This is a genomic window from Agrobacterium sp. lyk4-40-TYG-31 (assembly GCF_030209855.1).
Lineage (GTDB): Bacteria > Pseudomonadota > Alphaproteobacteria > Rhizobiales > Rhizobiaceae > Agrobacterium > Agrobacterium vaccinii.
On record NZ_JARVRE010000004.1, the window covers coordinates 439,983 to 463,255 of the forward strand.

Consider the following 23,273-nt stretch of genomic DNA (forward strand, 5'->3'; position numbering starts at 1 on the left):
GAGAGCTTCTCAGGCGGCGTTTTTAATTGGATTTCAGGTCACGGGCCTTGTCCGGCGCCCTCATCAACCATTTGTCGATCTTGGCCTGCAGCAGTTCGGGGCTGATGGGCTTGGACAGATAGTCGTCCATACCGGCGGCAAGGCAGAGATCGCGGTCGCTGTCCTGCGCATGGGCGGTGACGCCGATAATCGGCACGCGCGCACCCGTTTCCAGCCGGTCTTCTTCCGCACGAATGGCCTGCGCGGCCTGATGTCCGTTCATCACAGGCATGGACACATCCATCAGAATGATGGAGGGATTTTCCTCACTCCAAGCCTCGACGGCTTTCTTGCCGTTGGCGACGATCCGAAAACGAAGATCGGTCTGTTGCAGGATTTGCGTGAAAACGATCTGGTTGACGTCGTTGTCCTCGGCAATCAGCACGTCCAACGATGTGGGCCTTGTCTTTGTTTTTGGCTGCGGCGTATGGGGCGTCGATCTGACCGCGGGTGCGGGAAGCGTTTGTGCAGCCGTCGCATCTGGCCGGTGTGGAACCGCGCGCTTTGATCGCGATGTTCGGACCACATCCGTCAGCGTCTTTCGCAAAAGCCGCGCCCGCACCGGTTTCATCAGATGGGCGTCGAACTGGATGTCGCATTCGTTATTGCCGGTGTTGACGGCGTCCATCGACGTCAGGAAAATGATTGCTGTGCCATCGAGGCGGGCGTCAGCCCTGATCTTTGCGGCCACCTGCATGCCGTCCATCTCGGGCATGTGGTAATCCAGAACGACGGCGTCGATGCTAAAGCCGATCCGGGCTGCCTCTTCCAGAATGGCGAGACCGGCGTTGCCGCTTTCCGCTGCGTGGCTGTCGATACCCCAGCGCGTCAATTGCTCGATCAGGATTTGCCTGTTGATCGCATTGTCGTCGATGACCAGAACGCTGACATTCCTCATGTCGGTCGGCGAGATCGCCTGTTCGCTCCGTTCTTCAACCACCCGCAAGGGCAGGGTGACGGTGAAGGTGGAGCCCTGACCGACGATGCTTTCCACATCCACCTTGCCGCCGAAAAGCCCGGCCAGACCAACTGTTATCGCAAGTCCGAGACCTGTGCCTTCATGTCTGCGCGTGGACGATGCATCAGCCTGGCTGAACTTTTCGAATATGCGGTCCAGTTCGTGCTGCGCAATGCCGATGCCGGTATCCCTGACGCACAGGATCAGCATGAGTTCGCTGTCGTCTGCCCTCTCGCCGGAAAGCTCGATCAGGACATGGCCTGTTTCGGTAAACTTGATGGCGTTGCCAATGAGGTTCGTCGCGATCTGCCTGAAGCGACCGGCATCGCCGCTGACGATCTGCTTCAACGACGGATCGACCCGGACGATGAGTTCGATGTTTTTTTCCAGCGCCTGCGAGGACAGCAGGGATGCTACGTCTTCCACTGCCTCGGCAGCGTCGAAAGGCGTGTTGCGCAGCGTCATCTGACCGGCGTCGATCTTGGAGAAGTCGAGGATATCGTTAATGATCGTCAAAAGCGCATTGCCGGATTTGACGATGACATCGGTAAATGTCCGCTGCCGCGTGTCGAGTTGGGATTTGGCCAGCAGTTCTGCCATGCCCAGTACGCCATTCATCGGTGTGCGTATCTCATGGCTCATATTGGCCAGAAACTCGGATTTCGCCCTGTCGGCAGCTTCAGCGCGGGCGAGTAGGCCCTCAAGTTCCGCCTCGCGCTGCTTCATATCGGTGATGTCGGTGACGATGATCAGCCAATATTCACCGGCGCCCATGGTCGATTCCACGTTCAGCCAGCGTGTCTTGTTCACATGTACGGATCGGGAAAACGGCTGGCCGGAAGCGAGTTTGTCCATCAATTGCGTGCGGGCTGATGCTGTTTCTGTCTCGTCACCGAGATCGCCACGCTCCGAGCACAAATTGAAAAGGGGCATCCAGCTTTTGCCGGGCGCTACCAACTCGGGCGCGACGTCGAACATACGCGATATCGTCTCGTTCGACATGATGAACTTATCGTTCTGGATCAGCGCCAAGCCCTGCGCCATGACGCGCGTCGCATCCTGCATATATTCGCCAACGCGCTGCAATTCCTGACGCGTGGTGCTGATTTCCCGGTCGCGTGCGCGTACGGCGGTGCTATCGGCGAAGGTGATGAGAATCTTGTCCCCGGCGATGCGTCGTTTGGATAGGATGGTGAACTTACCAGCCTTGCTCTCGACCTCTCTCGATGTGTAGCCCTCGACGAGGCTCAGCCGTTTGACGCGGTCACGATAGGCATCCTCGAAGCTGGTATCGCCGAAATCATACTTGCCGCTTTCATAGCCCATTTCGAAATAGCGACGGTAGGGCTGGCCGACAAGGTCGATCTGCTCGGTGACTTCCCACAGATCGTAGAAGGATTTGTTGGCGTATTCGATGGTGAGGTCCGGCCCCAACAGCATGACGCCAACGGGCAGCGACTGGAGAATGGACTCGACTTCGGCGTGCAGTCTTTCGGCGTCGTTACGGGCGGCAAGCAGGTCCTGGCTCTGCTGCATCAAAAGCGTCGTGTCGGTGACCGAGCCGACCAAGTAGGGCTCATTGGCAGGGCTGATGATGCGGCCCACCCTGACGAGGGTCGGAACGACCGTGCCGTCGTTCAGCGTGATGTCTTCGGCTCTCTCCAGCGCCTCGCCGGTTTCCAGAACATGGGCGTTTTCGCCTCTGAACCGTTCGCCTTCATGGACGAAGAGTTCCTCTTCCGTCAGCCCGTAGAACTTTTCTCTGGGCTCGCCCCAGAACGCTTCATAGGAAGCATTGGCATAGGTGAGGCGGCGCTTGCTATCCAGCATGAAGACGGAAACCGGCAAGCGCTCCAGCGCTTCCCGGAACAGCCAGTTCTCGCGCGTGTGCTTTTCCATCAGCATTTCCTGCGTTCTGGCATCGGTGATATCGATGCGCAGAGCCACGAGCATGCCGTTCTCCAGCCGCTTGTTGATAAAGCGGATGGAGCGACCGTCAGGAATTTCGTCGATGAATTCGGAGTAAGGTTTGCTGATCTCTGCAAGCCTTTCCTCAAACCAGATTTTCCGCTTAGCTACGCCTTCGCCATTAGGTTCTCCCGCCATTAAACAGCGGTCGTAGAATGCTAAAGCGATGTCTTCAAGACGCAGGCCCTGTTGCCAGTTCAGGTTCAAATCCGCGTAGAGGTTTTCGAACCGCTCGTTCGAATAGAGCAGCCGGTTATCGGCGGCGTAAACCCCGACCGCTACATCCAGAAGGTCGAGAATGCTGGTGTCGATCAGGGTCGCAGGTTCATCGGCAGATCGGTCAACCATGGCAGATGGCAGCGTTTCGAATACCTCGTATAGAAACAGGGCGCCGTCTTCGGTCTCGAAACGCTCGCATTTCAAACCGTGTGTTTCATCGCGAAAGTGGCTCTTGCACGCGGCAATCTCTTCCGTTGCAAACACCAGACAGCGCCGTTCCTTGTCCTCGCGTTCGTGGTCGTCGGCGGCCTCAAGCAATTGGCGGGTGGTTTTATTCGTAAAGTCAGGCGGCGTGCGCCCCGCAAAGCGGGCATAGGCTTCGTTCACGCAGACATATCGAAGCTGGCTATCTTTGATGCAGGCGGGCAGATCCAGCGACAGAACGCCTTCACGCGCTTTTTCAAGCAATCCACCTCCCTCAACCAAAATAGTCTCCGTCGTTGCTGCGAAACGCAATAGAATCAGCGCGTCTATCTACGTTTTCTTGTAGAATGGAAACTATTGTAGAATGATGAACTTGGCTATGAGCTGGCTCAGATATCAAGAGCTTTTTAACTATAGTTTTTCATCAATCGTTAGTGTTTCGACACGGCACAGCACATCGCCCGTTTCGTCAGTCTGGCATGCTTAACGAGAGTTCCGAGAAACATTCACTTGACTTTCCCTGCCAAAAAGACCACATCCCCCATCAAGCTTTCACCCTTAGGCAGCCGCGTGAGCTGCAGCGTCAGACAAAAACGATAGACGCATGAGGGAAAAGCGCATTGATACAGGAGACGGCGTACGCGCCGCACTGAAGCGCAGAAAGTCATTCCAACCCACAAGTTCCCAATTCACGCGGGGTTCTTGACGCCAAGACAACCGGACAGCAAGGCTGATCCGGATGCAAGCGTTTTGGCGCCCCGAAAGGTATACTATTGACCAGTTTTAGCGAACTCGGCCTCTCCGAAAAAATCGTGGCCGGTGTCACCCAGCTCGGTTACACAACGCCTACTCCTATTCAGGAAAAGGCTATTCCTCTTCTTCTCGAAGGCCGCGACATGATCGGCCTTGCGCAGACCGGTACCGGCAAGACTGCCGCTTTCGGCCTTCCCATTATCGAAATGCTTTTGAAGCAGCCCGACCGTCCTGCAAACCGCACGACCCGCACGCTTATCCTTGCGCCAACGCGCGAGCTGGTAAACCAGATTGGCGAGAGCCTTCGTGGTTTCGTGCGTAAGACGCATCTGAAGATCAATCAGGTCGTTGGTGGCGCGTCCATCAACAAGCAGCAGCTACAGCTGGAAAAGGGCACAGATATTCTGGTTGCCACGCCTGGCCGTCTGCTCGACCTCATCGCACGCAACGCGATTTCGTTGTCGAAGGTCACGTATCTCGTGCTTGATGAAGCCGACCAGATGCTGGATCTCGGTTTTATTCATGACCTGCGCAAGATTTCCAGAATGGTGCCTGCTGGCCGCCAGACGCTTCTGTTCTCGGCAACCATGCCGAAGGCAATTGCCGATCTCGCAGGCAGCTACCTGACCAACCCTGTCACCGTTCAGGTCACGCCTCCAGGCAAGGCCGCCGACAAGGTCGAGCAGTATGTTCACTTCGTTGCAGGCAAGAACGACAAGACAGAGCTTCTGAAGAAATCGCTGACAGACAACCCGGATGGCCGCGCCATCGTGTTCCTGCGCACCAAGCATGGCGCTGAAAAGCTGTCCAAGCATCTGGAGCACATCGGCTTCAAGGTCCAGTCGATCCATGGCAACAAGAGCCAGGGTCAGCGCGAGCGTGCGCTCAAGGGCTTCAAGGACGGCGAAGTCCAGGTTCTGGTCGCAACCGACGTGGCAGCACGCGGCATCGACATTCCTGCCGTGACGCACGTCTTCAACTACGATCTGCCGGAAGTGGCCGACGCCTATGTTCACCGCATCGGTCGTACCGCGCGTGCAGGTCGTGATGGCATAGCTATCGCGTTCTGCGCACCGGACGAAACCCGTCTGCTGCACGACATCGAAAAGCTGATGAAGATCGAAATTCCAGTTCTTTCGGGCGAGCGTCCTGAAGGTCTGGCCAGCCCATCGCGCGGCAACAACAACCGTGGCGGCAACGGTGGCAATCGCGCCAACGCCAACGGTCCACGTCGTCAGGGTGGTGAACGCGCTCATGGCGACCGTCCTGCGCGTGGCCCCCGTGACGGTGGTCATCGCGAAGGCGGTCCTCGTGACGGCGGACGCCGCAACGGCGACTTCCGTGGCCAGCGTGCCGGTGAGTTTGCACCTGTCGAGCGTGACAACGATCTGGAAGTGACGTCCGACTTCAAGCGTCCGAAGACCGAAGGCGCTGCCGCTTCTGCTGGCAAGCCTGCTGGCAACCGCAACCATCGCGGTGGTCAGGGTCGTCCGGCCCGTAAGGCTGGCTCCTTTGCCCCTGCCGGTCAGGGTCGTCCTGCCGGTAATGCCGGTCGTGGCCGCAAGCGCGGTTGATCGGTTCTGATCTGAAATGAAAAACGCCCGGATGCAAATCCGGGCGTTTTTCGTTCTGGTCTAGAGCATTTCCGCTTTTCTTCGAAACGCGAAAACGCTCTACCTGTTTGTTTTAACGCATTATCCGGACGCAAAACCGCTTCGCACTTTTGCTGGAAATGCTCTATAGGGCGGGTTTCGTGCCGCAGAGCATTTCGCGCTTTCCGGCAAAGCCGGGCCGTCTCTCGACTTTAAACCCGGCCTCGCCCAGATTGCGCCGCACGAAACCGGCTGCCGCAAATGTCGCGAAGGTGCCGCCGGGAGCGGTCTTTTCAAACACCGCCGACATGATGTCCAGCGTCCACATCTCGGGGTTCTTCGCTGGTGCAAAGCCATCGAGATACCAGGCGTCGAATGTATCGGTGCTTTGGATTATGCCCTGCATGGCATCTCCGCAGAAAACGGTCAGACGTGTCTGCTCATCCAGAGTGATCTCGACCCAGCCCTCCGGGTCTGAAGGCCATTGCGCGACAAAGGCTTTGCGTTCAGCATCCAGTTGCGGCCAATGGGAGAGCGCTCGATCCAGCTCACGGGCCGTCATCGGGTAAAGCTCGAAGGACACGAAATGCAGCTGCGCATCGGCGGGTCTTGAGAGCTTCCACTGCCGCCACGTCTCGCACAGGTTCAACGCCGTGCCGAAGCCGAGCTCGCCGATGCGGAACGTCCCCTGCGTTGTTTTCCAGCGCTCCGGCAAGCCGTTGCCGGACAGCGAAACATGGCTGCATTCCTGCCTGCCATCGGTCTGGCAATAAAAATGATCGCCAAAGGCAAGCGAATAGGGCATATCGCCCTCTCGCCAATCCAGCATGTTTGAACCGGCTCGTTCCGGTCCACTGTTATCGGGGTGTGTCATGGTCAAAGCCGATAGTCTTCCCGATCAAACAGGTCAATCACCTTTGCCATCAAGCGTGTCTTTGTTGATCATCGGCGGTGGCATCATGGGGCTCTGGGCGGCGGTCAAGGCTGACAGGCTGGGTATCGATACGCTGTTGCTGGATGCGGGAAACATCGGCGATGGCGCAAGCGGCGGGCTTCTGGGCGCACTCATGCCGCATATGCCGGATCGTTGGTCCGACAAGAAGCAATTCCAGTTCGATGCGCTCGTCAGCCTTGAGGCGGATATCGCCGCGATAGAGGCCGAGACCGGTCTGTCTGCCGGTTACCGCCGATGCGGGCGGCTCATTCCGCTGCCGAAGCCACATCTTCGTACGATTGCCGAACGCCATAGTGAGGAAGCACGCGTGAATTGGCGCACAGCCGGGGAGCAATTTCACTGGAACGTGCTGGATGCGCCACCTGTCGATGGCTGGGTGGATGCAGGTGCAGGCGAGGCAGGTTTCGTGCGCGACACGCTGGCCGCCAAAGTGTCGCCCAGAGCGTTCATCGCAAGCCTTGCGCATTATCTGCGCCAGTCGCGGCATGTTCGCGTGATGGAGCGGTGCGGCGTGTCGACGCTTTCTCCCGATGGGACGGCGCAGTTGACGACTGGGCAACAGATCGCGTTTGGCCATGCCATTGTTTGCGCAGGTCACCAGTCTTTCCCGCTGCTGTCGGGTGCATTCGGCCTGTCTTCGGACCAAAAACTTGGCCAGCCCGTTAAAGGGCAGGCTGCGCTGCTTCGGGCTGACATAGACCCGTCTTTGCCTGTGGTGTTCTTGAATGGGCTCTATGTCGTGCCACATGAGGACGGCACGGTCGCCATCGGCAGCACCAGCGAAGAGGATTTCGATGACGCCTTTTCCACCAATGAATTGCTGGATACGCTGATAGAAAAAGCAAGACAGATCGTGCCGTCACTGCGCAATGCAACCGTGATCGAGCGTTGGGCCGGGCTCCGGCCAAAGGCAATCGGACGAGATCCCATGGTCGGGCGGCATCCCGATCACCCGCGTATCGTGGCGCTGACGGGCGGCTTCAAGGTCAGTTTCGGGCTGGCGCACCGACTGGCCGATGCCGCACTGGACGCGGTTCTCGGGAACGTGGCCGATGTGCCCGATAGTTTTACACTCGACGATCACATTCGTGTTTTCAACGCAAAGATGTGACGCCACGGCTTTTACAGTCGTCAATCTGTCACGCAAATCACCTAACAGCTTGGCTCATGCAATAGAGCTTAAGAAAACCGTTTCGTACGGCGAGGTGACGACGCATGCGGTATGCCATCCATTTTACGCCGACCCCGAACGACCCGCTCAGCCATGCGGCGTCCGCCTGGTTGGGCCGTGACGTCTATTCCGGTCAGAGCGTTGAACCACCTGCGGTTTCAAGTCTGGGCATGCAGGAAATTTCCTATCACACCGCGCTGCCGCGCCGGTATGGTTTCCACGGTTCGATCAAGGCTCCCTTCCGACTGCTGGATGAGGTGGGCGAGGCGGCATTGCTGCGCGCCTTGATGCATTTCGCCGGCACACATCAGCCCTTCACGTTGCCACCACTCGAAATCGCCAAGCTTGGCAATACCTACGGCTTGGTCCCCTCATGGCAGTCCGAAACGCTGAATTTTCTTGCAGCAAGCGTGGTGCAGGAATTCGACCGCTATCGCATGCCGCTCTCCGATGCCGATATCGAACGGGCAGACCCGGACCGGCTGTCGGCAACGCAACTGACCAACCTTCATCGCTGGGGCCACCCTTACGTGATGGACGAGTTTCGCTTTCAGATGATTTTGACGGGCGGCGTCGTTCCAGCCGATTGTGCAAGGGTGGAAAAGGCCGTTCGAGGTGTTTTCGAGCCTGTTCTGGCACGTCCGGTCGAGTTTACCAATCTTGCGCTTTTCGTGGAAGACGAGCCCGGTGCTCCTTTCCGCGTGCACTCGCTGCATCCCATGGGGCGGGTCTCTGCGCGCAAAAGTGCCTGATCAGAGAATGCAGTAAAATGCACTCGACTTTCCGGTCCGCAATGTTACCGTTCACGAAATTTGCGTGAAGGTGATTTGATGATTTCGGCTGACTATCCCCGCAACCTCGTCGGTTACGGTCGCACTGTTCCCGATGCGAAATGGCCCGGTGATGCCAGAATTGCGGTGCAATTCGTCATCAATTACGAGGAAGGCGGCGAAAGCTGCATTCTCGACAGCGACAAGGCGTCGGAATCGCTCCTGTCCGAAATCGTCGGCGCGCAACCCTGGCCCGGGCAGCGCAACCTCAACATGGAATCGATCTACGAATATGGATCGCGCGCGGGCTTCTGGCGGCTTTGGCGCATGTTCACCTCGCTTGGTGTGACAACCACGGTCTATGGCGTTACCGCCGCCATGGCGCGCAACCCGGAAGCGGTGGCCGCCATGAAGGAAGCGGGCTGGGAAATTGCCAGCCACGGTTACCGCTGGCTGGAATACAAGGATTTCTCCGAGGAGGAAGAGCGTAAACACATTCTGGAAGCGGTACGTCTGCACACGGAACTGACCGGCGAACGGCCTTACGGAATGTATCAGGGCAAACCGTCCGATAACACTTTGCGGCTGGTGATAGAGGAGGGTGGCTTCCTTTATTCCTCCGATTCCTATGCGGATGATCTGCCCTATTGGGTCAAGGGTGCCAAGAATGATCCATTCCTGATCATTCCCTATACGCTCGACGCCAACGACATGCGCTTTGCCACACCGCAGGGCTTTAATTCCGGCGACCAGTTCCTCACCTATCTGAAGGACACGTTCGATGTGCTCTATCAGGAGGGTGCAGAGGGCTCCGCGAGAATGATGAGCATCGGTCTTCATTGCCGCCTCGTCGGGCGCCCGGGCAGGGCGGCAGCACTTCGCCGCTTCATCGAATATGTTCTTGGCCATGACAAGGTCTGGATACCGCAACGCGTTGAAATCGCTCGTCATTGGCATGCGCACCACAAGCCGGAGACACTGTGATGGAGCGGGGGGATTTCATCAGCCGTTTTGGCGGAATATTCGAGCATTCACCGTTCATTGCTGAGCGGGCCTTCGATGCAGGCGCAATTGCTGAACCACTAACAGCGGCAAGCCTGCACGCCGCGCTCGTTGCGCAGTTTCGCGCGGCGTCCGAGGCGGAAAGACTGGGCGTCCTGCGCGCGCACCCGGACCTCGCTGGAAAACTTGCCATCGCAGGCGGCCTGACGGACGATAGCCGCCGTGAGCAGGCCGGTGCGGGCCTTGACCGGCTGACACCCGAGGAGCACGGTCGCTTTACGGAACTCAACACCGCCTATGTCGAAAAGAACGGATTCCCCTTCATCATCGCGGTCAAAGGGCTTGATAAGGCTGACATCTTGAAAGCATTCGAGCAGCGTATTCATCATGATGGGCAAGATGAGTTCGCAACGGCATCGGCGCAGGTGGAAAAGATCGCGCGGCTGCGCCTGTCCGCCCTTTTGCCACAAGGCTAATCGGATGCGCACACAACCGTCTTTTCACCGTAACCGCGACGATCTATATCGCGTTGCAGGAGATGTGCGATGAAACCTTCGGAAGTGCTAGAAAACAACCGTGAAGCCATCCGCGAAGCGACCAAACGCTTTAACGCGGCCAACCCCCGTGTGTTCGGCTCCGTTGCGCGCGGCGAGGACAGGCCGGATAGCGATCTGGATATTCTGGTAGATGCGTTGCCGGGCTCAACATTACTGAGCCTTGGAGGTCTTCAGGACGCTCTTGAGCAAATGATGCTCGGAACAAAAATCCATCTCCTCACTCCGGGGGACTTTCCAGAGCGCGTAAAGCTTCGTGTTCTTTCGGAAGCTAAGCCGATATGAATCTGGATCGGCGGTTAGATTATCTTGCTGATATGAGGAGAGCCGCTGAAGCTGCGAGAAGTTTCGTTTCTGGAATGCAGGAGGGCGAGTTTCTTTCAGATATAAAGACACAACATGCTGTCGGCATGAGCCTTATCGTGATCGGTGAGTCCGCAGTTCGTCTGATGGAAACGTACCCGGATTTTATTGAAGATCATCCAGATTTCCCTTGGCATTCGATCCGCGGTTTGCGTAACCGGGTTGCGCATGGATATTTTACTCTGGATCTAAACATCATTTGGGAAACGACGCAGACGACGATACCAGAGTTATTGCAGTGGCTCGATACAGTCAGTCATTGGCGGGCCCAAGGTGAATAGCATTGACCGAATTTCTTGAAATACAGCCCCTCACACGGCACGCATTCGCACCATTCGGTGATGTCCTAGAGCCCGAACCATCATCCATGCGCCGCATCAATGGTGGCAATACCGAACGTTACCATGCCTTGTCGCAGGCCGATGTGGCGGGCGAGGGTGCGCGGGTCGTGCTCAATATTTTCAGAGGCAAGGCCCGCGGATTTCCCTATACGCTTGACATGATGGAGCGACATCCGCTTGGCAGCCAGAGTTTTACACCGCTGTCCAGCAAGCCGTTTCTCGTGGTGGTTTCGCATGATGAGAATGGCAGACCAGGCAAGCCCAACGTTTTCATCGCGAATGCCGGTCAAGGCGTGAATTACCATCGTAACGTCTGGCATCACCCATTGATGACGGTAGGTGAGACCTGCGATTTTCTCGTTGTCGACCGGGATGGGCCGGGCAATAATCTCGAGGAATATTTTTACGACGAGCCCTATTTCATTGCGGAGCCAACCCTATGACCGGCCTGACGACCCATGTTCTCGATGCTATCAATGGCACACCCGCGCAAGGTCTGAAAATCGAGCTGTACCGGCTGGATGGGGAGCGCCGCGAGAAGCTGAAAACTGTTGAAACCAATAGCGATGGTCGTGTCGATGGCGGGCCTTTGCTGATTGGAGAGGCATTTTGTGCAGGTCAATATGAACTGGTGTTTTATGCAGGCGACTATCTGCGCGCCAAAGGGCTGACGTTGCCGGAACCGGCGTTTCTGGATGTCATCCCTATTCGCTTCGGCATTGCCGATGAAACAGGGCATTATCACGTGCCGCTGCTGCTTTCGCCTTACAGTTACTCGACCTATCGGGGAAGCTGACGACCATGATTTTTGCTGCAATCGCCGATGTTCACGGCAATTACGCTGCGCTTGAAGCCGTTTTGGCGGATATACGAAAGCTTGGGATCGAAGACATCTTCAATCTGGGTGATTGCTTCAGCGGCCCACTGGATGCCGGGCCAACGGCACGGCTGTTGATTGATGGCGGCATTCCCAGTGTCCGCGGAAACCATGACCGCGCCCTGATCGAGCAGCCATTCGACGATATGGGACCGTGGGAAAAAACCGTCTATCCTCAGCTTTCTCCGTCCGATCTCGACTGGTTGAAGGCCTTGCCGTTCGAGATGGTTTTCAAGGACGTTGCCTATTGCTGCCATGGGTCACCGAAAGGCGATCTGGATTACTGGCTGGAACAGTTGCTGCCGCAGGGCGTGCTGCATCTTCGTGCGCGTGCGGAGATCGAGGCGCTTGCGGCGGGTATCGAACAACCCTTGATGTTGTGTGGCCACACACATATTGCACGAACGGTTCAGCTTTCGGATGGACGTCTTATCGTCAATCCGGGCAGCGTTGGTTGCCCCGGCTGGAAAGATGACGAACCCTTCCATCATCAGGTGGATGCGGGGCACGGGCTGGCGGCCTACGCTGTTCTCGAAGAGACCGCCTACGGATGGCAGGTTTCTCACCGGCAAATCCCCTACGATACGGCCCCGATGGCAGAGCTTGCGCGCCGCAATGGTATGGACCGGATCGGAAATGCTATCGCCAGTGGCTGGCAGGACTAAAGCCTGTCGCCGCTAGCCGTTGCTCGACATGACCACGCAAGAATAGGATTGCGCTTTCAGGTCCTTGCAGGCTGAGAGGGCGTCGGCCTGATTGTCAAAGCCGGTGAAGCGAGCGCGGTAGAGCGTCGTGCCTCCACTGCGGACGGCTTCCGTATAGGGCGCTATAGCCGCTGTCGGTCCGGCAGAAAGCGATGATTGCGCATTGCGGAGAAGCGTCAGGGCGGCGGCTTCTGAATCGGCGGCAGCGATCTGAACTTCCCATGCACTCCGGTGCGTAGATGCCGTTGGCGTCACCGACGAGGTCTGGATCATGTCGGCGATGGCACCATTGGCTGCTGCGACCTGCGTGGTTGCAGGCTCACGCCGCTCGGCAAACATTGGCAGCGGCACGGTTGCGGGCGGTACGTCGAATGTGCGGCTGGTGCTGGCACTGGCGATGAGCTGTTCGTTGACCCGTGTTCTCGACGCCTTGGGCAGCGTCCTGTCCAGCAGGGCGACCATCTGGTTGTCACGGCGCTGGGCCGTCCGCCCGCCCAGAACCACGCCCACGACGCTGCGACCATTGTGGTTGACGGCGCTGACGAGGTTGAAGCCCGAAGCGTTGGTGTAGCCGGTCTTGATGCCGTCCACGCCCTGATAGCGGGTCAGAAGCCGGTTATGGCCACGGATCGTCTTGCCCCTGAATTTGAAGGATGTTGTGTTGAACATCTTGTATTCTCTGGGAAAATCCCGTTGAAGCGCAAGACCGAGCTTTGCCATATCCCGCGCCGTCGTTACCTGTGCCCTGTCCGGCAGGCCGGACGCATTGCGAAACACCGTCTTCGTCATGCCCAGCTGCCGGGCCTTGCGTGTCATCATCTGCGCGAATTTGGCTTCCGATCCACCCAGATGATCGCCCATGCCCTCGGCAAGGTCGTTGGCGGATTTGACGATCATGCCATTGATGGCCTCGCGCGTTGTAAAGGTGGTGCCCGCCTTGACCCAGAGTTTGGACGGAATGGTCGCCGCGCCGTTCTTGGACATGGTGATGCGCTGATCGAGTTTCAGGCGGCCATCATGCAGCGCCTCGAAGGTCAGATAGAGGGTCATCATCTTGGTCAGGGAGGCAGGAAAGTTGATGACATCGGCGTTTTGCGAGTCCAGCACCTTGCCCGTCTTCGCGTCGATGATGATGTGCGCATAGCGCGCCTGCGCTGGCGCTGCCCCAAAAGAGACGATCGCGCAGAAGAAAACAAAAGCAAAAATCCATGCTCCAGCCATTCTACGTCTGATCTTTCCCGACATGCATTTCCCCTTGTCCGTCTGTACCGCCCGAAGCTTTGCAAGCTGAAGCCAATGTCAGGCAACAAAACCGCTAAGACTTTAAAGACTGCCTTGAGCCTTAATTAAGTATGAAAATCGACCCCGACTGGTGGCGGGTCAAATCTGGGGCTTGGCAGCGGTTTTGCAGAGTTTTGGAAAGGGCGTGTTGGTGTGGCTGAAGGAGATGAACGGGTATCGCGAAAGTCTGATTTTCAGGGGTTTCGGTTCAAGGTGATAGCGCGGGCACAAGCGGTAAAGGGTCGCGCATTTCCGAAGAGCAGCCATTCGGCGACAACACAGGCAGGCCCTAATCCCTCACGCGAATGTGAGGGATCAAACGCGCGAAAGTGGCCAAATTTATTGCACGAGAATGCTGCGGTCGACGTCCGTCAGCAGTCGCTTGCCGCACAGCGCCATGGTGATATCCATTTCCTTGCGGATGATTTCCAGCGCCGTCGTGACACCTTGTTTGCCATCGGCACCCAGACCGTACAGGAACGGCCTGCCGATATAGGTGCCCTTCGCCCCGGTGGCGATCGCCTTCAGCACGTCCTGACCGGAGCGTATGCCGCCATCCAGATGCACCTCGATCCGGTCGCCGACTGCATCCACGATCTTGGGAAGGATGGCGATGGAAGAAAGCGCGCCGTCGAGTTGGCGCCCGCCGTGGTTGGAAATGATAATGGCATCTGCACCCGTATCGGCAGCAGCGCGCGCATCGTCCTCATCCAGAATGCCCTTCAAAATGAGCTTGCCGCCCCAACGTTGCTTGATCCAGGCGACGTCTTCCCAGGAAAGGCGCGGGTCAAACTGCTCCGCTGTCCATGAGGAAAGCGAGGAGAGGTCGGAGACATTCTTGGCATGGCCGACGATGTTGCCAAAGCTGCGGCGCTTGGTGCGCAGCATGTCCATGCACCATTGCGGACGCGTTGCCATCTGCCAGATGTGTTTTGGCGTGAATTTGGGTGGCGCAGAGAGACCGTTGCGCAGATCCTTGTGACGTTGCCCGAGGATTTGCAAATCGAGCGTCAGCACCAGCGCCGAGCATTTCGCTGCCTTGGCCCGGTCGATCAGATTGTTGACGAAGTCGCGGTCCTTCATCACGTATAGCTGGAACCAGAAGGGGCGCGAAGTGACCGATGCCACGTCTTCGATGGAGCAGATGCTCATGGTGGAAAGCGTGAAGGGCACGCCGAATTCCTCTGCCGCCTTGGCCGCCAACATCTCGCCATCGGCGTGCTGCATGCCGGTGAGCCCGGTCGGCGAAAGCGCCACGGGCATCGAGACCTTCTCGCCGATCATTTCGGTTGCCAGCGAGCGATTGGTCATATCCACCAGCACACGCTGTCGCAGTTTTATCTTGGCGAAGTCATCTTCATTGGCGCGATAGGTGCTTTCGGTCCATGCGCCGCTATCGGCATAGTCGAAAAACATCTTGGGAACGCGGCGCTTCGCCTTTTTCTTCAGGTCGGCAATGGTGAGGATTTTGGCCATGAAATGATCTTTCACATTTGAATGATAACCGCATATCACGAACTTAGGCCTGAGTGGTAATTGAAATTAAGTGAAAAGACATGTTCTGAAAGAGTTTTATAGGTTCGCCACGACAAGAGGAACGGTTTCTCTCGTCGTTTCGGTCGTCGCCGTAGCATCGGAAAATCTCAGGGCTTAAAACAGACCCGGTGGCAATGACGGGACGCATTTAATGACGACGATGGATATTGGTTTTCTCGCAGCAATAACCGGAACTTTCGTTCTAGCGGGCATCGTCAAGGGGGTGACGGGCATGGGCTTACCGACCGTTGCCATGGGTGTTCTGGGCCTTTTTATGCCACCCGTCGCAGCGGCAGGCCTGCTGCTTCTGCCGTCCTTCGTCACCAATATCTGGCAGCTTTTTGCGGGGCCGAGTTTTCGGGCGATTATGCTTCGTCTTTGGCCGATGATGTTTGCCATCGTCGCGGGAACCTTGATCGGTGTTCAGCTGATGACGGGTGGTGCGGCGCGCTGGACGACATCGGCGCTGGGTGCGGCACTGGTCGTTTATGCCGCCTACAGCCTGTTGGCGCGACCTCTTGTGGTGCCCTGGCATTTGATGGGCTTTCTATCGCCGCTCGTCGGTCTCATCACCGGGCTTTTGACAGGTGCGACCGGCGTCTTCGTGATGCCCGCCGTTCCTTATATCCAGTCAATGGGGTTCGATCGCGATATGCTGGTGCAGGCACTCGGGCTTTCATTCACGGTTTCAACCGTAGCGCTGGCGCTGGGTCTGGCGTCTCAAGCCGCCGTGCAGATCGATGATGTGGGGATTTCGGCACTCGCCATCGTGCCAGCACTTCTTGGCATGTGGCTCGGGCAATCGATCCGCAAGATCGTCAGCCCGGCGAGATTTCGGCAATGGTTCCTGATCTGCCTTCTGGTCCTCGGGGCGGAACTGTTCTCCAGACCCTTCTGGAACTGATGCATAAAAAAGCGGGCGCCAATGGCGCCCGCAGTGTCAGTGTTTTGTTGGGGTGGCTCAGAATTCTTCCCAGGTATCCTGCGCGACCGCTGCTGCTGATGAACCACCACCAAAAGCGCCAGCGATCTTGCGACCCAGTGCGCGGGCTGGAGATGGTGCCGGTCTGGACGTGGCTGACGCGGATCTGACTGGCGCAGCCGATGGCATGGTCCGGCCAGAACCTTCGCCCTGACCGAGGTTGAAGCGAGACAGCAGCTGGTTGAGAGAGGCCGCTTCCTTCGCAAGGCTGTGGCTGGCTGCTGTCGACTGCTCGACCATGGCTGCATTCTGCTGCGTGCCCTGGTCCATGGTGTTGACGGCGGTGTTGATCTCCTGAAGGCCGACCGACTGTTCACGCGACGATTCAACGATCGCGGTGATGTGACGGTTGATTTCCTGGACTTCGGTGACGATGACCTCAAGTGCCTTGCCGGTTTCACCCACCAGCGTCACGCCAGAGCGAACGTGTTCGCCAGACGTGGTGATCAATGCCTTGATCTCTTTCGCAGCCTTTGCAGAGCGCTGCGCCAGTTCACGCACTTCCTGTGCAACAACCGCAAAACCCTTACCGGCTTCACCGGCACGTGCCGCTTCAACACCTGCGTTCAGGGCCAGAAGGTTGGTCTGGAACGCGATTTCATCGATAACGCTGATGATGTTGGTGATCTCACCAGAGGAGCGTTCGATCTCATTCATGGCGGTCACGGCCTGACGCACGACATTGCCGGACTTTTCCGCACCATCACGGGCCTTGGCAACGAGATGGCCGACTTCTTCGGCACGGCTGCTCGAATCCTTCACCGTTGTGGTGATTTCTTCGAGAGCGGCTGCGGTTTCTTCAACCGATGCCGCCTGCTGTTCCGTGCGCTTGGAGAGGTCGTCTGCGGCAGAGCGGATTTCGTTGGCACCGGCATCGATACCGCGTGCGTTCTGGCCAACGGCGCGCAGGGCATCGTTCAGATTGGCAACCGAACCATTGAAGTTGTTGCGCAGAGTATCGAGGTGCGAAACGAAAGGCGTTTCGATGCGGTATGCGACGTCACCATCTGCAAGACGGCCCAGACCCTTTGCCAGTTGATCGACGGCAAACTGCGTGTCTGCCGCGTCCTGTGCTTTCTGCGCTTCACGGTCGATGCGTTCCTTCTCGGAAACGCTGCGATTGGCTTCGGCTTCCTTTTCCAGACGAATCTTCTCAAGTGCGTTGTCGCGGAAGACGGAAACGGCCTTCGCCATCTGGCCGACTTCATCCTTGCGGTCCTGGCCTTCGACAGGCGCTGCCGTCTGACCCTGAGCAAGCGAAATCATCCGTTCGCGCAAGGATGCGATCGGTGTCGTGATCCCCTTGGCGGCGACGATGAGGGAGGCGATGATACCCAGTGCGAAGGTGATGCCGACTACCATCAAGGACGTGAAGATGGTAGAGTTCGTCTGGTCGCTCAGTGCGTCACTTTTGACGCCGACTGCTTTGACTATGCCGTCCAGAAACGCAGCATTGTCCGTTGTCAGAGGTAAAATTAAAGCGTCAGCTTTCGCCAGAACGGCTTTCGCCTGTTCATCCTGATCCACCTGGCCCATTTGAACAGCCTGGTCGGTGATGGAAATAACCTCTTTCGCGCGCGTCAGAAGAGAATCGATCTTTGCGCTTTCGTTTGGAACAAGTTCTTTGACACGGTCAAACCTGCTGAAAAGCTTGGCCTTGCTGTCGTTATAAAAATCCAGCGCCCTTTTCATTCCAGGGTCTTGCTGACGGTAGGTCAGTATTTGATATGCGCCGTAGGCAGAGGCGACCATATTGCGGTTAGCGCGTGCCATCTCGACGCTCGCGATGTTGTCCTTCGCAATGAAGTCGGAATAGCTCGTATCCGCTGCCTTGTAGCGGCTGGAAATAAAGACCGTAGCGCTTAGTCCCACAACGCATAGCGGGATGATCAAGGATAGGATTTTTGTCCGAATACTTGCGTTTTTAAGAAATGACATCGTTCCTCGCGGTAGACTTAGTTACTGCGAACACAAGGCACTCGAAGGCGCAGCCGCGGGAGAACGGCTGTGCGAAAACACTTCAGAGAGCGGATAGTTCGTAGGAAATGGTGATGCATGACAGAGCGGTGTGCCGTCATGGCGACCGGGGTCGATGTTCTGCCTAAGAGACCATTAGATAATTAATGTTTAAATATAATTAAATTCGAACGCACTTCTTTTCTTAAGAATTATGCATCCTAAAGTATAGTTTTGGCACTTATGCCTGCGATGTAAGTTTCAACCACAGTGCGGTCATCTCCCATGGTCAGCATCAGGAAAAGTTCTTCCGTCAGACTGGTCACCACTTCCATCTTCAATGCCATTGCAGGCGTCGAAGATGCGTTGAGCACTGTGATATCGGCATCTGTACCAACATCCAGCGTGCCGATGCGGTCTACCATCGACAGCGCCTCGGCATTGCCGCGCGTCATCAAGTACCAGCTTTCCAGCGGGTTTAAACGTTCTCCCAGCAGTTGCTGAATTTTGTAGGCTTCGTCCATGGTGCGCAGCATGGAATAGCTCGATCCGCCGCCAATATCGGTGGCCACGCCGATGCGAACCGGCTTTTCTCGCCGTTGCAGCTTCTTCATTGGGAACAGGCCGGAGCCGATGAAGAGGTTGGATGTGGGGCAGTGAACGGCCACCGCGCCGGTTTCCGAGAGCACATCGGCTTCACGATCCGACAGATGGATGGCATGGCCGAGCAGCGTCTTTTTGCCCATCAGGCCATAGCGGACATAGATGTCGGTATAGTCGATGGCATCGGGATAGAGTTCGCAGGTGTAGTTGATCTCGTCCAGGTTTTCAGACAGATGCGTCTGGATAAAGAGGTCAGGGAATTCCTGCGCCAGCGCTTGTGCTGCTTCCATCTGTTTCGGCGTCGAGGTGATCGCGAAGCGAGGCGTGATGGCGACGTGGTTGCGGCCTTTGCCGTGCCAGTCTGCGATAACCTGACGTGTCTCGTCATAGCCGAGTTCCGGTGTGTCCAGCAGGCCTTGCGGGGCGTTGCGGTCCATCATGACCTTGCCGCCCACCATCAGCATATTGCGCTTCATGGCCTCGGCAAAAAAAGCGTCGGCAGATGTCTTGTGAACCGAGCAATAGGCGACAGCCGTTGTGGTGCCGTGGCGGATCAGTTCGTCGTAGAAATGGGTGGCGATGCGTTGCGCATGGGCGCTTTCCACGAAACGGCACTCTTCCGGAAAGGTGTAGGTGTCGAGCCATTCCAGCAGATTGGCGGCGTAGGAACCGATGACCTGCATTTGCGGGAAATGCATGTGCAGATCGATCAGGCCCGGCACGATGAGGTGAGGGCGGTGGTCCGTTTCTTCGATGTCTTCAGGTGCTTGCGCGCGGACGTCCGCATACTCGCCAATGGCGCTGATCTTGCCGTTTTCCAGCAGCAGACCGCCATCTTCGATATAGACATAGCTTGCCGTATCATCGATTGCGAGCGGTGCGCGGTTGAAGCTCAAGAGACGTCCGCGCAGCAGAAGCATGCTCATTCCGTTTTTCCTTGGGATACGGCGCTCTCATACCATGCGGTCAGCACCTTGCGTTCCTGCGGCGTGATCGCCGTGATGTTGCCGGGGGGCATGGCATGGGAGCGTCCCGCCTGTAAATAGATTTCCCGTGCATGCGCCGCAATTTGCGCATCTGTCTCAAGCTTCACCGATTTTGGTGTGAAGGGAACACCTTCCCAGACCGGCTCTGCCGCATGGCACATGGAACAGCGGCTTTGCACCACATCCCGCGCTGAGGCGAAATGCACATCGGCTGCGAAAAGCTGCTGAATGGGCGAAAGCTTCGCTGCTTTTTCTTCCTGTTCGCCGGTCAGCACCTTCGGCACGGTGGAAAGCCACATGATGACGATAAAGATCAGCACCGTGACCAGCCATGTCCATGTGGGTCTGCCCTTGCGGGCGTGGGTGGTGTTGAACCAGTGGCGGATGGTGACGCCCATCAGGAAGACCAGCGCTGCAATGATCCAGTTGAACTGGGTGGCAAATGCCAGCGGATAGTGGTTCGACAGCATGAAGAAGATGACGGGCAGCGTCAGGTAGTTGTTGTGCAGCGAACGCTGCTTGGCGATGCGGCCATATTTCGGGTCCGGCGTGCGACCGGCGATCAAGTCGGCGACGACGACCTTCTGGTTGGGAATGATGATCATGAAGACGTTGGCCGACATGATGGTGGCGGTAAACGCGCCGAGATGCAGGAAGGCGGCGCGACCCGTAAACACCTGCGTATAACCCCAGGCCATCGCCACCAGCGCGATGTAAAGCACGGCCATCAGGCCCCAGGTGTTGTTGCCGATGGGTGATTTGCACAGAAGATCATAAAACACCCAACCGATGGCGAGCGAGGCCAGCGACAGACAGATGGCCTGAAACTGCGTGAGTTCCAGCACGGAATGGTCGATTAGGAACAGATCAGCGCCGCCGTAATAAACGATGCACAGCATGGCAAACCCGGAAAGCCACGTGGCGTAGCTTTCCCATTTGAACCAAGTGAGATGTTCCGGCATCGAGGCAGGCGCGACCAGATATTTCTGCACATGGTAGAAACCGCCGCCATGCACCTGCCACTCTTCACCATAAACACCCGGCGGCATGTTCGGGCGTTTCACCAGCCCTAAATCCAGTGCGATGAAGTAGAAGGACGAGCCGATCCAGGCGATGGCGGTGATCACGTGCAGCCACCTGACGGCAAAGGCCATCCATTCCCACGCAATGGCATATTCGTACATTATGTTCCCCTGACGTTGCACCGCACTGTGCGAGAATTTCGAGCTTCAGAAAAGAGGGAACCTGCGAAACCGACAGATTTGTTGAGCGCAAAATAGCGGCAATCACGGCTCCGTGGGAAACTCTTCTTCCATCCACTCGCTGAACGCCTTGATCTTGGCGACCTTGCGTCGGCTTTCGTGATGAACGATCCAGTAATCGTGGCCATCATTGCAGACCAGGTCGAAGGGTTGGAGCAGGCGACCGGATGCGATGTCTTCGGCGAAGTGCACGGGATTGACGATGGCGACGCCGTGGCCCGCGATAGCGGCCTGCGCTTCCAGATTCTGGATGCCGAAATCGCTGCCGGTTCGGCTATCGAGATCGGTCTCGGTCACCCCCGCCTCGGCAAACCAGTGTTTCCACCAGCGGTCATTGGGGCTGATGATGGGCAATTTCAGAATATCGGCGGGATGCTTCAGACCGCCGATGGTGGCGGCAAGCTTGGGGCTGACGACCGGGGCAAAATCCAGCCGCATGATGCGGCGGCTGATGACATCCGGCCAATCGCCTTTGCCCCAGCGAATACCGATATCGACATTGGTGCGGGTGAAATCCACGATCTCGTTGGTGAGAGCCAGTTGCACCGAGATTTTGGGGTATTTGGCCTGAAATACACCCAACCGCTTGGCCAGCCACTGATGCGCGAAGGTCGTGGTGCAGGAGATAATCAGAACATCCGCCGTCCTGTTGCGCGCTTCTTCCAGCGCGGTCGCCAGAATGCCAAAGGCCTGCGAAGCACGGCCTGCCAGCAACTCGCCCGTTTGAGTCAGTTCCACCTGCCGTGGCTTGCGCAGGAACAGCGGTGCACCGACGAAATCCTCAAGCAATTTGATCTGATAGCTCACCGCGGTCTGCGTCATGCCAAGCTCTTCGCCAGCCTTAGTGAAACTCAGGTGACGGGCGGCACTTTCCAGCACGCGCATGGCATTCAAGGGGACGTTGCGGGACAGTTTCATGGATAAGTCCTCTTTATCCATATCGTCAGAAGTTTCATTGGTTTTTCCATGAAAACAGGAGCATTTCTCCTTCATAGCATCAAAAGAACTTTGGAGAAATGATATGCGCACAGCCGCTCTCAGCGTCTGGCCACGGCTATTTGCACGACTATGGATGTTGGACCTGTTTACGCGAAAATCGGCTCAATCGAACCCGTCGCAGGAAGACGAAATGCAGGACCACATCAAGCGTGATCTTGGCCTGCTGGATGGTCGCGATCAGATCGGGCCGGGGCGGGTGCGGCAGAGCGATGAATTGCGTGAAGCACTTCGGCTGCTACCAAGGTCGCTATGACGGCGGGACGTTTGTCTTTCACGATGTTTCCGCCGATAGGCAGAACCAGTCGCTCCAGCCTTGACGTTGGCTGACCTTCGCGCTCCAGCCACTGCGCGAAGGTGGCGCGTTTGGTTTTGGAGCCGATCATGCCGACATAGGCCAGATCATCGCGAGCAAGCGCTTCCTTGGCGATCAGGAAATCCAGAGCGTGATCATGGGTGACGATGATCACCGTTCCGCCTCTGGGAACGCTTTTCACCATGGCTTCGGGCATGGCGGTGAGGTGGGATGAAACGGTCTCAGGCAGGCCCGTCAACTCCTCGCGCCGTGTTTCTATGACGGTGATGGAAACGGGGAGGAGGGCCAGTGACTGCGCCAGAGCCTTGCCGACATGACCCGCACCGAAGATGAAGACTGCGGGCTGGGATTGATGCTCTTGCGCCAGCCGCTGCTTCAGCCCTTCGGCGATTGCGGGTGTGACCTTTGTGAATTGCAGCAGGGTGCGCCCGCCGCAGCATTGGCCGATTTCGGGGCCGAGCGGGATGTCCATGGTGTCGTTGGCTGTCTTGCCTGCCAGCATGGCGCGGGCGTGGTCGATGGCCATATATTCGAACTGCCCACCGCCGATGGTCTGCCAGATGCTGTCTTTCGAGACGAGCATGAAGGTTCCGGCTTCGCGTGGGGCGGAGCCTTTGACGGAGCTGATTTCGATGAGGATGGTGGGGACTTGCAGGAAGGTGGTGAGGGAGGTGTCAGGCATGGGCGTTGGCCTTGGTACTCGTGAACCCCCTCTGGCGTGCCGGCCATCCCCCCCACAAGGGGGGAGAGGATATGCCGCGCCGTCTCCATCCCTCAAGCGCTTGGTGACTAAAAGGAAGACCTCGCCCCACGGTTGCTCCCCCCTTGTGGGGGAGATGGCCGGCAGGCCAGAGAGGGCTCTGCGCCGCACTCAAGCGTTGCGTC

Annotated in this window: 20 protein-coding genes; 11 read left to right on the forward strand and 9 right to left on the reverse strand. The window is 57.4% G+C overall.

Annotated features, from left to right (window positions below):
- Positions 1-22: 22 nt before the first annotated feature.
- Entirely contained in the window at positions 23-3,652 is a 3,630-nt protein-coding gene (locus QRN55_RS07380; protein WP_284776051.1) for a response regulator, read from the reverse strand.
- 509 nt (positions 3,653-4,161) lie between these two features.
- Between QRN55_RS07380 and QRN55_RS07385 the strand changes: the two genes are divergently transcribed.
- A complete protein-coding gene (locus QRN55_RS07385) occupies positions 4,162-5,715 on the forward strand; it encodes a DEAD/DEAH box helicase (protein WP_284776054.1) in 1,554 nt (517 codons plus the stop codon).
- A 163-nt stretch (positions 5,716-5,878) separates the two neighbouring features.
- On the opposite strand, the gene mnmC2 is transcribed toward QRN55_RS07385, so the two are convergent.
- Entirely contained in the window at positions 5,879-6,607 is a 729-nt protein-coding gene (mnmC2, locus tag QRN55_RS07390) for a tRNA (5-methylaminomethyl-2-thiouridine)(34)-methyltransferase MnmC2 (protein WP_284776615.1), read from the reverse strand.
- On the opposite strand from mnmC2, the gene QRN55_RS07395 reads away from it, so the two are divergent.
- From QRN55_RS07395 to QRN55_RS07435, 9 genes are all read left to right on the forward strand, one after another.
- Complete coding sequence (locus tag QRN55_RS07395; protein ID WP_284776056.1) at positions 6,606-7,799, forward strand: NAD(P)/FAD-dependent oxidoreductase; 1,194 nt, start codon at positions 6,606-6,608, stop codon at positions 7,797-7,799. The genes mnmC2 and QRN55_RS07395 overlap by 2 nt on opposite strands.
- 104 nt (positions 7,800-7,903) lie before the next feature.
- The gene (locus QRN55_RS07400; RefSeq protein ID WP_284776057.1) at positions 7,904-8,611 is read left to right on the forward strand and encodes a DUF1045 domain-containing protein; all 708 of its coding nucleotides are present in this window, start codon (positions 7,904-7,906) and stop codon (positions 8,609-8,611) included.
- A gap of 78 nt (positions 8,612-8,689) precedes the next feature.
- Complete coding sequence (gene puuE, locus QRN55_RS07405; protein WP_284776059.1) at positions 8,690-9,613, forward strand: allantoinase PuuE; 924 nt, start codon at positions 8,690-8,692, stop codon at positions 9,611-9,613.
- A complete protein-coding gene (gene uraD / locus QRN55_RS07410; RefSeq protein WP_112499516.1) occupies positions 9,610-10,107 on the forward strand; it encodes a 2-oxo-4-hydroxy-4-carboxy-5-ureidoimidazoline decarboxylase in 498 nt (165 codons plus the stop codon). The genes puuE and uraD overlap by 4 nt, the downstream gene beginning before the upstream one ends.
- Positions 10,108-10,176: 69 nt before the next feature.
- On the forward strand, positions 10,177-10,470 hold the full coding sequence (locus tag QRN55_RS07415) for a nucleotidyltransferase family protein (protein ID WP_111837755.1): 294 nt from the start codon (positions 10,177-10,179) through the stop codon (positions 10,468-10,470).
- Positions 10,467-10,829, forward strand: coding sequence for a HepT-like ribonuclease domain-containing protein (locus tag QRN55_RS07420; protein ID WP_284776061.1), 363 nt, complete (start codon positions 10,467-10,469; stop codon positions 10,827-10,829). The genes QRN55_RS07415 and QRN55_RS07420 overlap by 4 nt, the downstream gene beginning before the upstream one ends.
- Positions 10,830-10,831: 2 nt before the next feature.
- Positions 10,832-11,332, forward strand: a complete 501-nt coding sequence (locus QRN55_RS07425) for an ureidoglycolate lyase (protein ID WP_284776063.1) — start codon at positions 10,832-10,834, stop codon at positions 11,330-11,332.
- Positions 11,329-11,685: a hydroxyisourate hydrolase gene (gene uraH, locus QRN55_RS07430; protein ID WP_284776065.1), complete on the forward strand. Its 357-nt coding sequence runs from the start codon at positions 11,329-11,331 to the stop codon at positions 11,683-11,685. Before QRN55_RS07425 ends, uraH begins: the two co-directional genes overlap by 4 nt.
- A gap of 5 nt (positions 11,686-11,690) precedes the next feature.
- The gene (locus QRN55_RS07435; RefSeq protein ID WP_284776067.1) at positions 11,691-12,431 is read left to right on the forward strand and encodes a metallophosphoesterase family protein; all 741 of its coding nucleotides are present in this window, start codon (positions 11,691-11,693) and stop codon (positions 12,429-12,431) included.
- Between the two features lie 12 nt (positions 12,432-12,443).
- Here the strand turns inward: QRN55_RS07435 and QRN55_RS07440 are convergent, their stop codons facing one another.
- Positions 12,444-13,691 carry a D-alanyl-D-alanine carboxypeptidase gene (locus tag QRN55_RS07440; RefSeq protein WP_284776616.1) on the reverse strand — a complete coding sequence of 416 codons (1,248 nt, stop codon included), beginning with the start codon at positions 13,689-13,691 and terminating at the stop codon, positions 12,444-12,446.
- A gap of 399 nt (positions 13,692-14,090) precedes the next feature.
- Positions 14,091-15,227 (reverse strand): alpha-hydroxy acid oxidase, encoded by a 1,137-nt coding sequence (locus QRN55_RS07445; RefSeq protein ID WP_284776069.1) that lies wholly within the window; start codon positions 15,225-15,227, stop codon positions 14,091-14,093.
- A gap of 211 nt (positions 15,228-15,438) precedes the next feature.
- On the opposite strand from QRN55_RS07445, the gene QRN55_RS07450 reads away from it, so the two are divergent.
- Entirely contained in the window at positions 15,439-16,191 is a 753-nt protein-coding gene (locus QRN55_RS07450; RefSeq protein WP_284776070.1) for a sulfite exporter TauE/SafE family protein, read from the forward strand.
- Positions 16,192-16,248: 57 nt separating this feature from the next.
- On the opposite strand, the gene QRN55_RS07455 is transcribed toward QRN55_RS07450, so the two are convergent.
- The 5 genes from QRN55_RS07455 to xdhC all read right to left on the reverse strand — a co-directional run bounded on the left by QRN55_RS07455 (position 16,249) and on the right by xdhC (position 23,070).
- Complete coding sequence (locus QRN55_RS07455; protein WP_284776072.1) at positions 16,249-18,207, reverse strand: methyl-accepting chemotaxis protein; 1,959 nt, start codon at positions 18,205-18,207, stop codon at positions 16,249-16,251.
- A 239-nt stretch (positions 18,208-18,446) separates the two neighbouring features.
- Positions 18,447-19,754, reverse strand: coding sequence for a guanine deaminase (guaD, locus tag QRN55_RS07460; protein ID WP_233121706.1), 1,308 nt, complete (start codon positions 19,752-19,754; stop codon positions 18,447-18,449).
- Complete coding sequence (puuD, locus tag QRN55_RS07465; protein ID WP_284776075.1) at positions 19,751-20,998, reverse strand: urate hydroxylase PuuD; 1,248 nt, start codon at positions 20,996-20,998, stop codon at positions 19,751-19,753. Before puuD ends, guaD begins: the two co-directional genes overlap by 4 nt.
- Positions 20,999-21,100: 102 nt before the next feature.
- Positions 21,101-21,994, reverse strand: coding sequence for a LysR substrate-binding domain-containing protein (locus QRN55_RS07470; RefSeq protein ID WP_284776077.1), 894 nt, complete (start codon positions 21,992-21,994; stop codon positions 21,101-21,103).
- 224 nt (positions 21,995-22,218) lie between these two features.
- Positions 22,219-23,070 carry a xanthine dehydrogenase accessory protein XdhC gene (gene xdhC, locus QRN55_RS07475; RefSeq protein ID WP_284776080.1) on the reverse strand — a complete coding sequence of 284 codons (852 nt, stop codon included), beginning with the start codon at positions 23,068-23,070 and terminating at the stop codon, positions 22,219-22,221.
- Positions 23,071-23,273: the final 203 nt, after the last annotated feature.

Bases quoted from the DNA above. Each gene is read 5' to 3' on its own strand.
- xdhC (WP_284776080.1), bottom strand. From the start codon at position 23,070: ATGCCTGACACCTCCCTCACCACCTTCCTGCAAGTCCCCACCATCCTC.
- QRN55_RS07455 (WP_284776072.1), bottom strand. From the start codon at position 18,207: ATGTCATTTCTTAAAAACGCAAGTATTCGGACAAAAATCCTATCCTTG.
- QRN55_RS07400 (WP_284776057.1), top strand. From the start codon at position 7,904: ATGCGGTATGCCATCCATTTTACGCCGACCCCGAACGACCCGCTCAGC.
- puuE (WP_284776059.1), top strand. From the start codon at position 8,690: ATGATTTCGGCTGACTATCCCCGCAACCTCGTCGGTTACGGTCGCACT.
- QRN55_RS07450 (WP_284776070.1), top strand. From the start codon at position 15,439: ATGACGACGATGGATATTGGTTTTCTCGCAGCAATAACCGGAACTTTC.
- puuD (WP_284776075.1), bottom strand. From the start codon at position 20,998: ATGTACGAATATGCCATTGCGTGGGAATGGATGGCCTTTGCCGTCAGG.
- QRN55_RS07440 (WP_284776616.1), bottom strand. From the start codon at position 13,691: ATGGCTGGAGCATGGATTTTTGCTTTTGTTTTCTTCTGCGCGATCGTC.
- QRN55_RS07420 (WP_284776061.1), top strand. From the start codon at position 10,467: ATGAATCTGGATCGGCGGTTAGATTATCTTGCTGATATGAGGAGAGCC.
- QRN55_RS07435 (WP_284776067.1), top strand. From the start codon at position 11,691: ATGATTTTTGCTGCAATCGCCGATGTTCACGGCAATTACGCTGCGCTT.
- QRN55_RS07445 (WP_284776069.1), bottom strand. From the start codon at position 15,227: ATGGCCAAAATCCTCACCATTGCCGACCTGAAGAAAAAGGCGAAGCGC.
- guaD (WP_233121706.1), bottom strand. From the start codon at position 19,754: ATGAGCATGCTTCTGCTGCGCGGACGTCTCTTGAGCTTCAACCGCGCA.
- QRN55_RS07470 (WP_284776077.1), bottom strand. From the start codon at position 21,994: ATGAAACTGTCCCGCAACGTCCCCTTGAATGCCATGCGCGTGCTGGAA.
- QRN55_RS07415 (WP_111837755.1), top strand. From the start codon at position 10,177: ATGAAACCTTCGGAAGTGCTAGAAAACAACCGTGAAGCCATCCGCGAA.
- mnmC2 (WP_284776615.1), bottom strand. From the start codon at position 6,607: ATGACACACCCCGATAACAGTGGACCGGAACGAGCCGGTTCAAACATG.
- QRN55_RS07395 (WP_284776056.1), top strand. From the start codon at position 6,606: ATGGTCAAAGCCGATAGTCTTCCCGATCAAACAGGTCAATCACCTTTG.
- uraH (WP_284776065.1), top strand. From the start codon at position 11,329: ATGACCGGCCTGACGACCCATGTTCTCGATGCTATCAATGGCACACCC.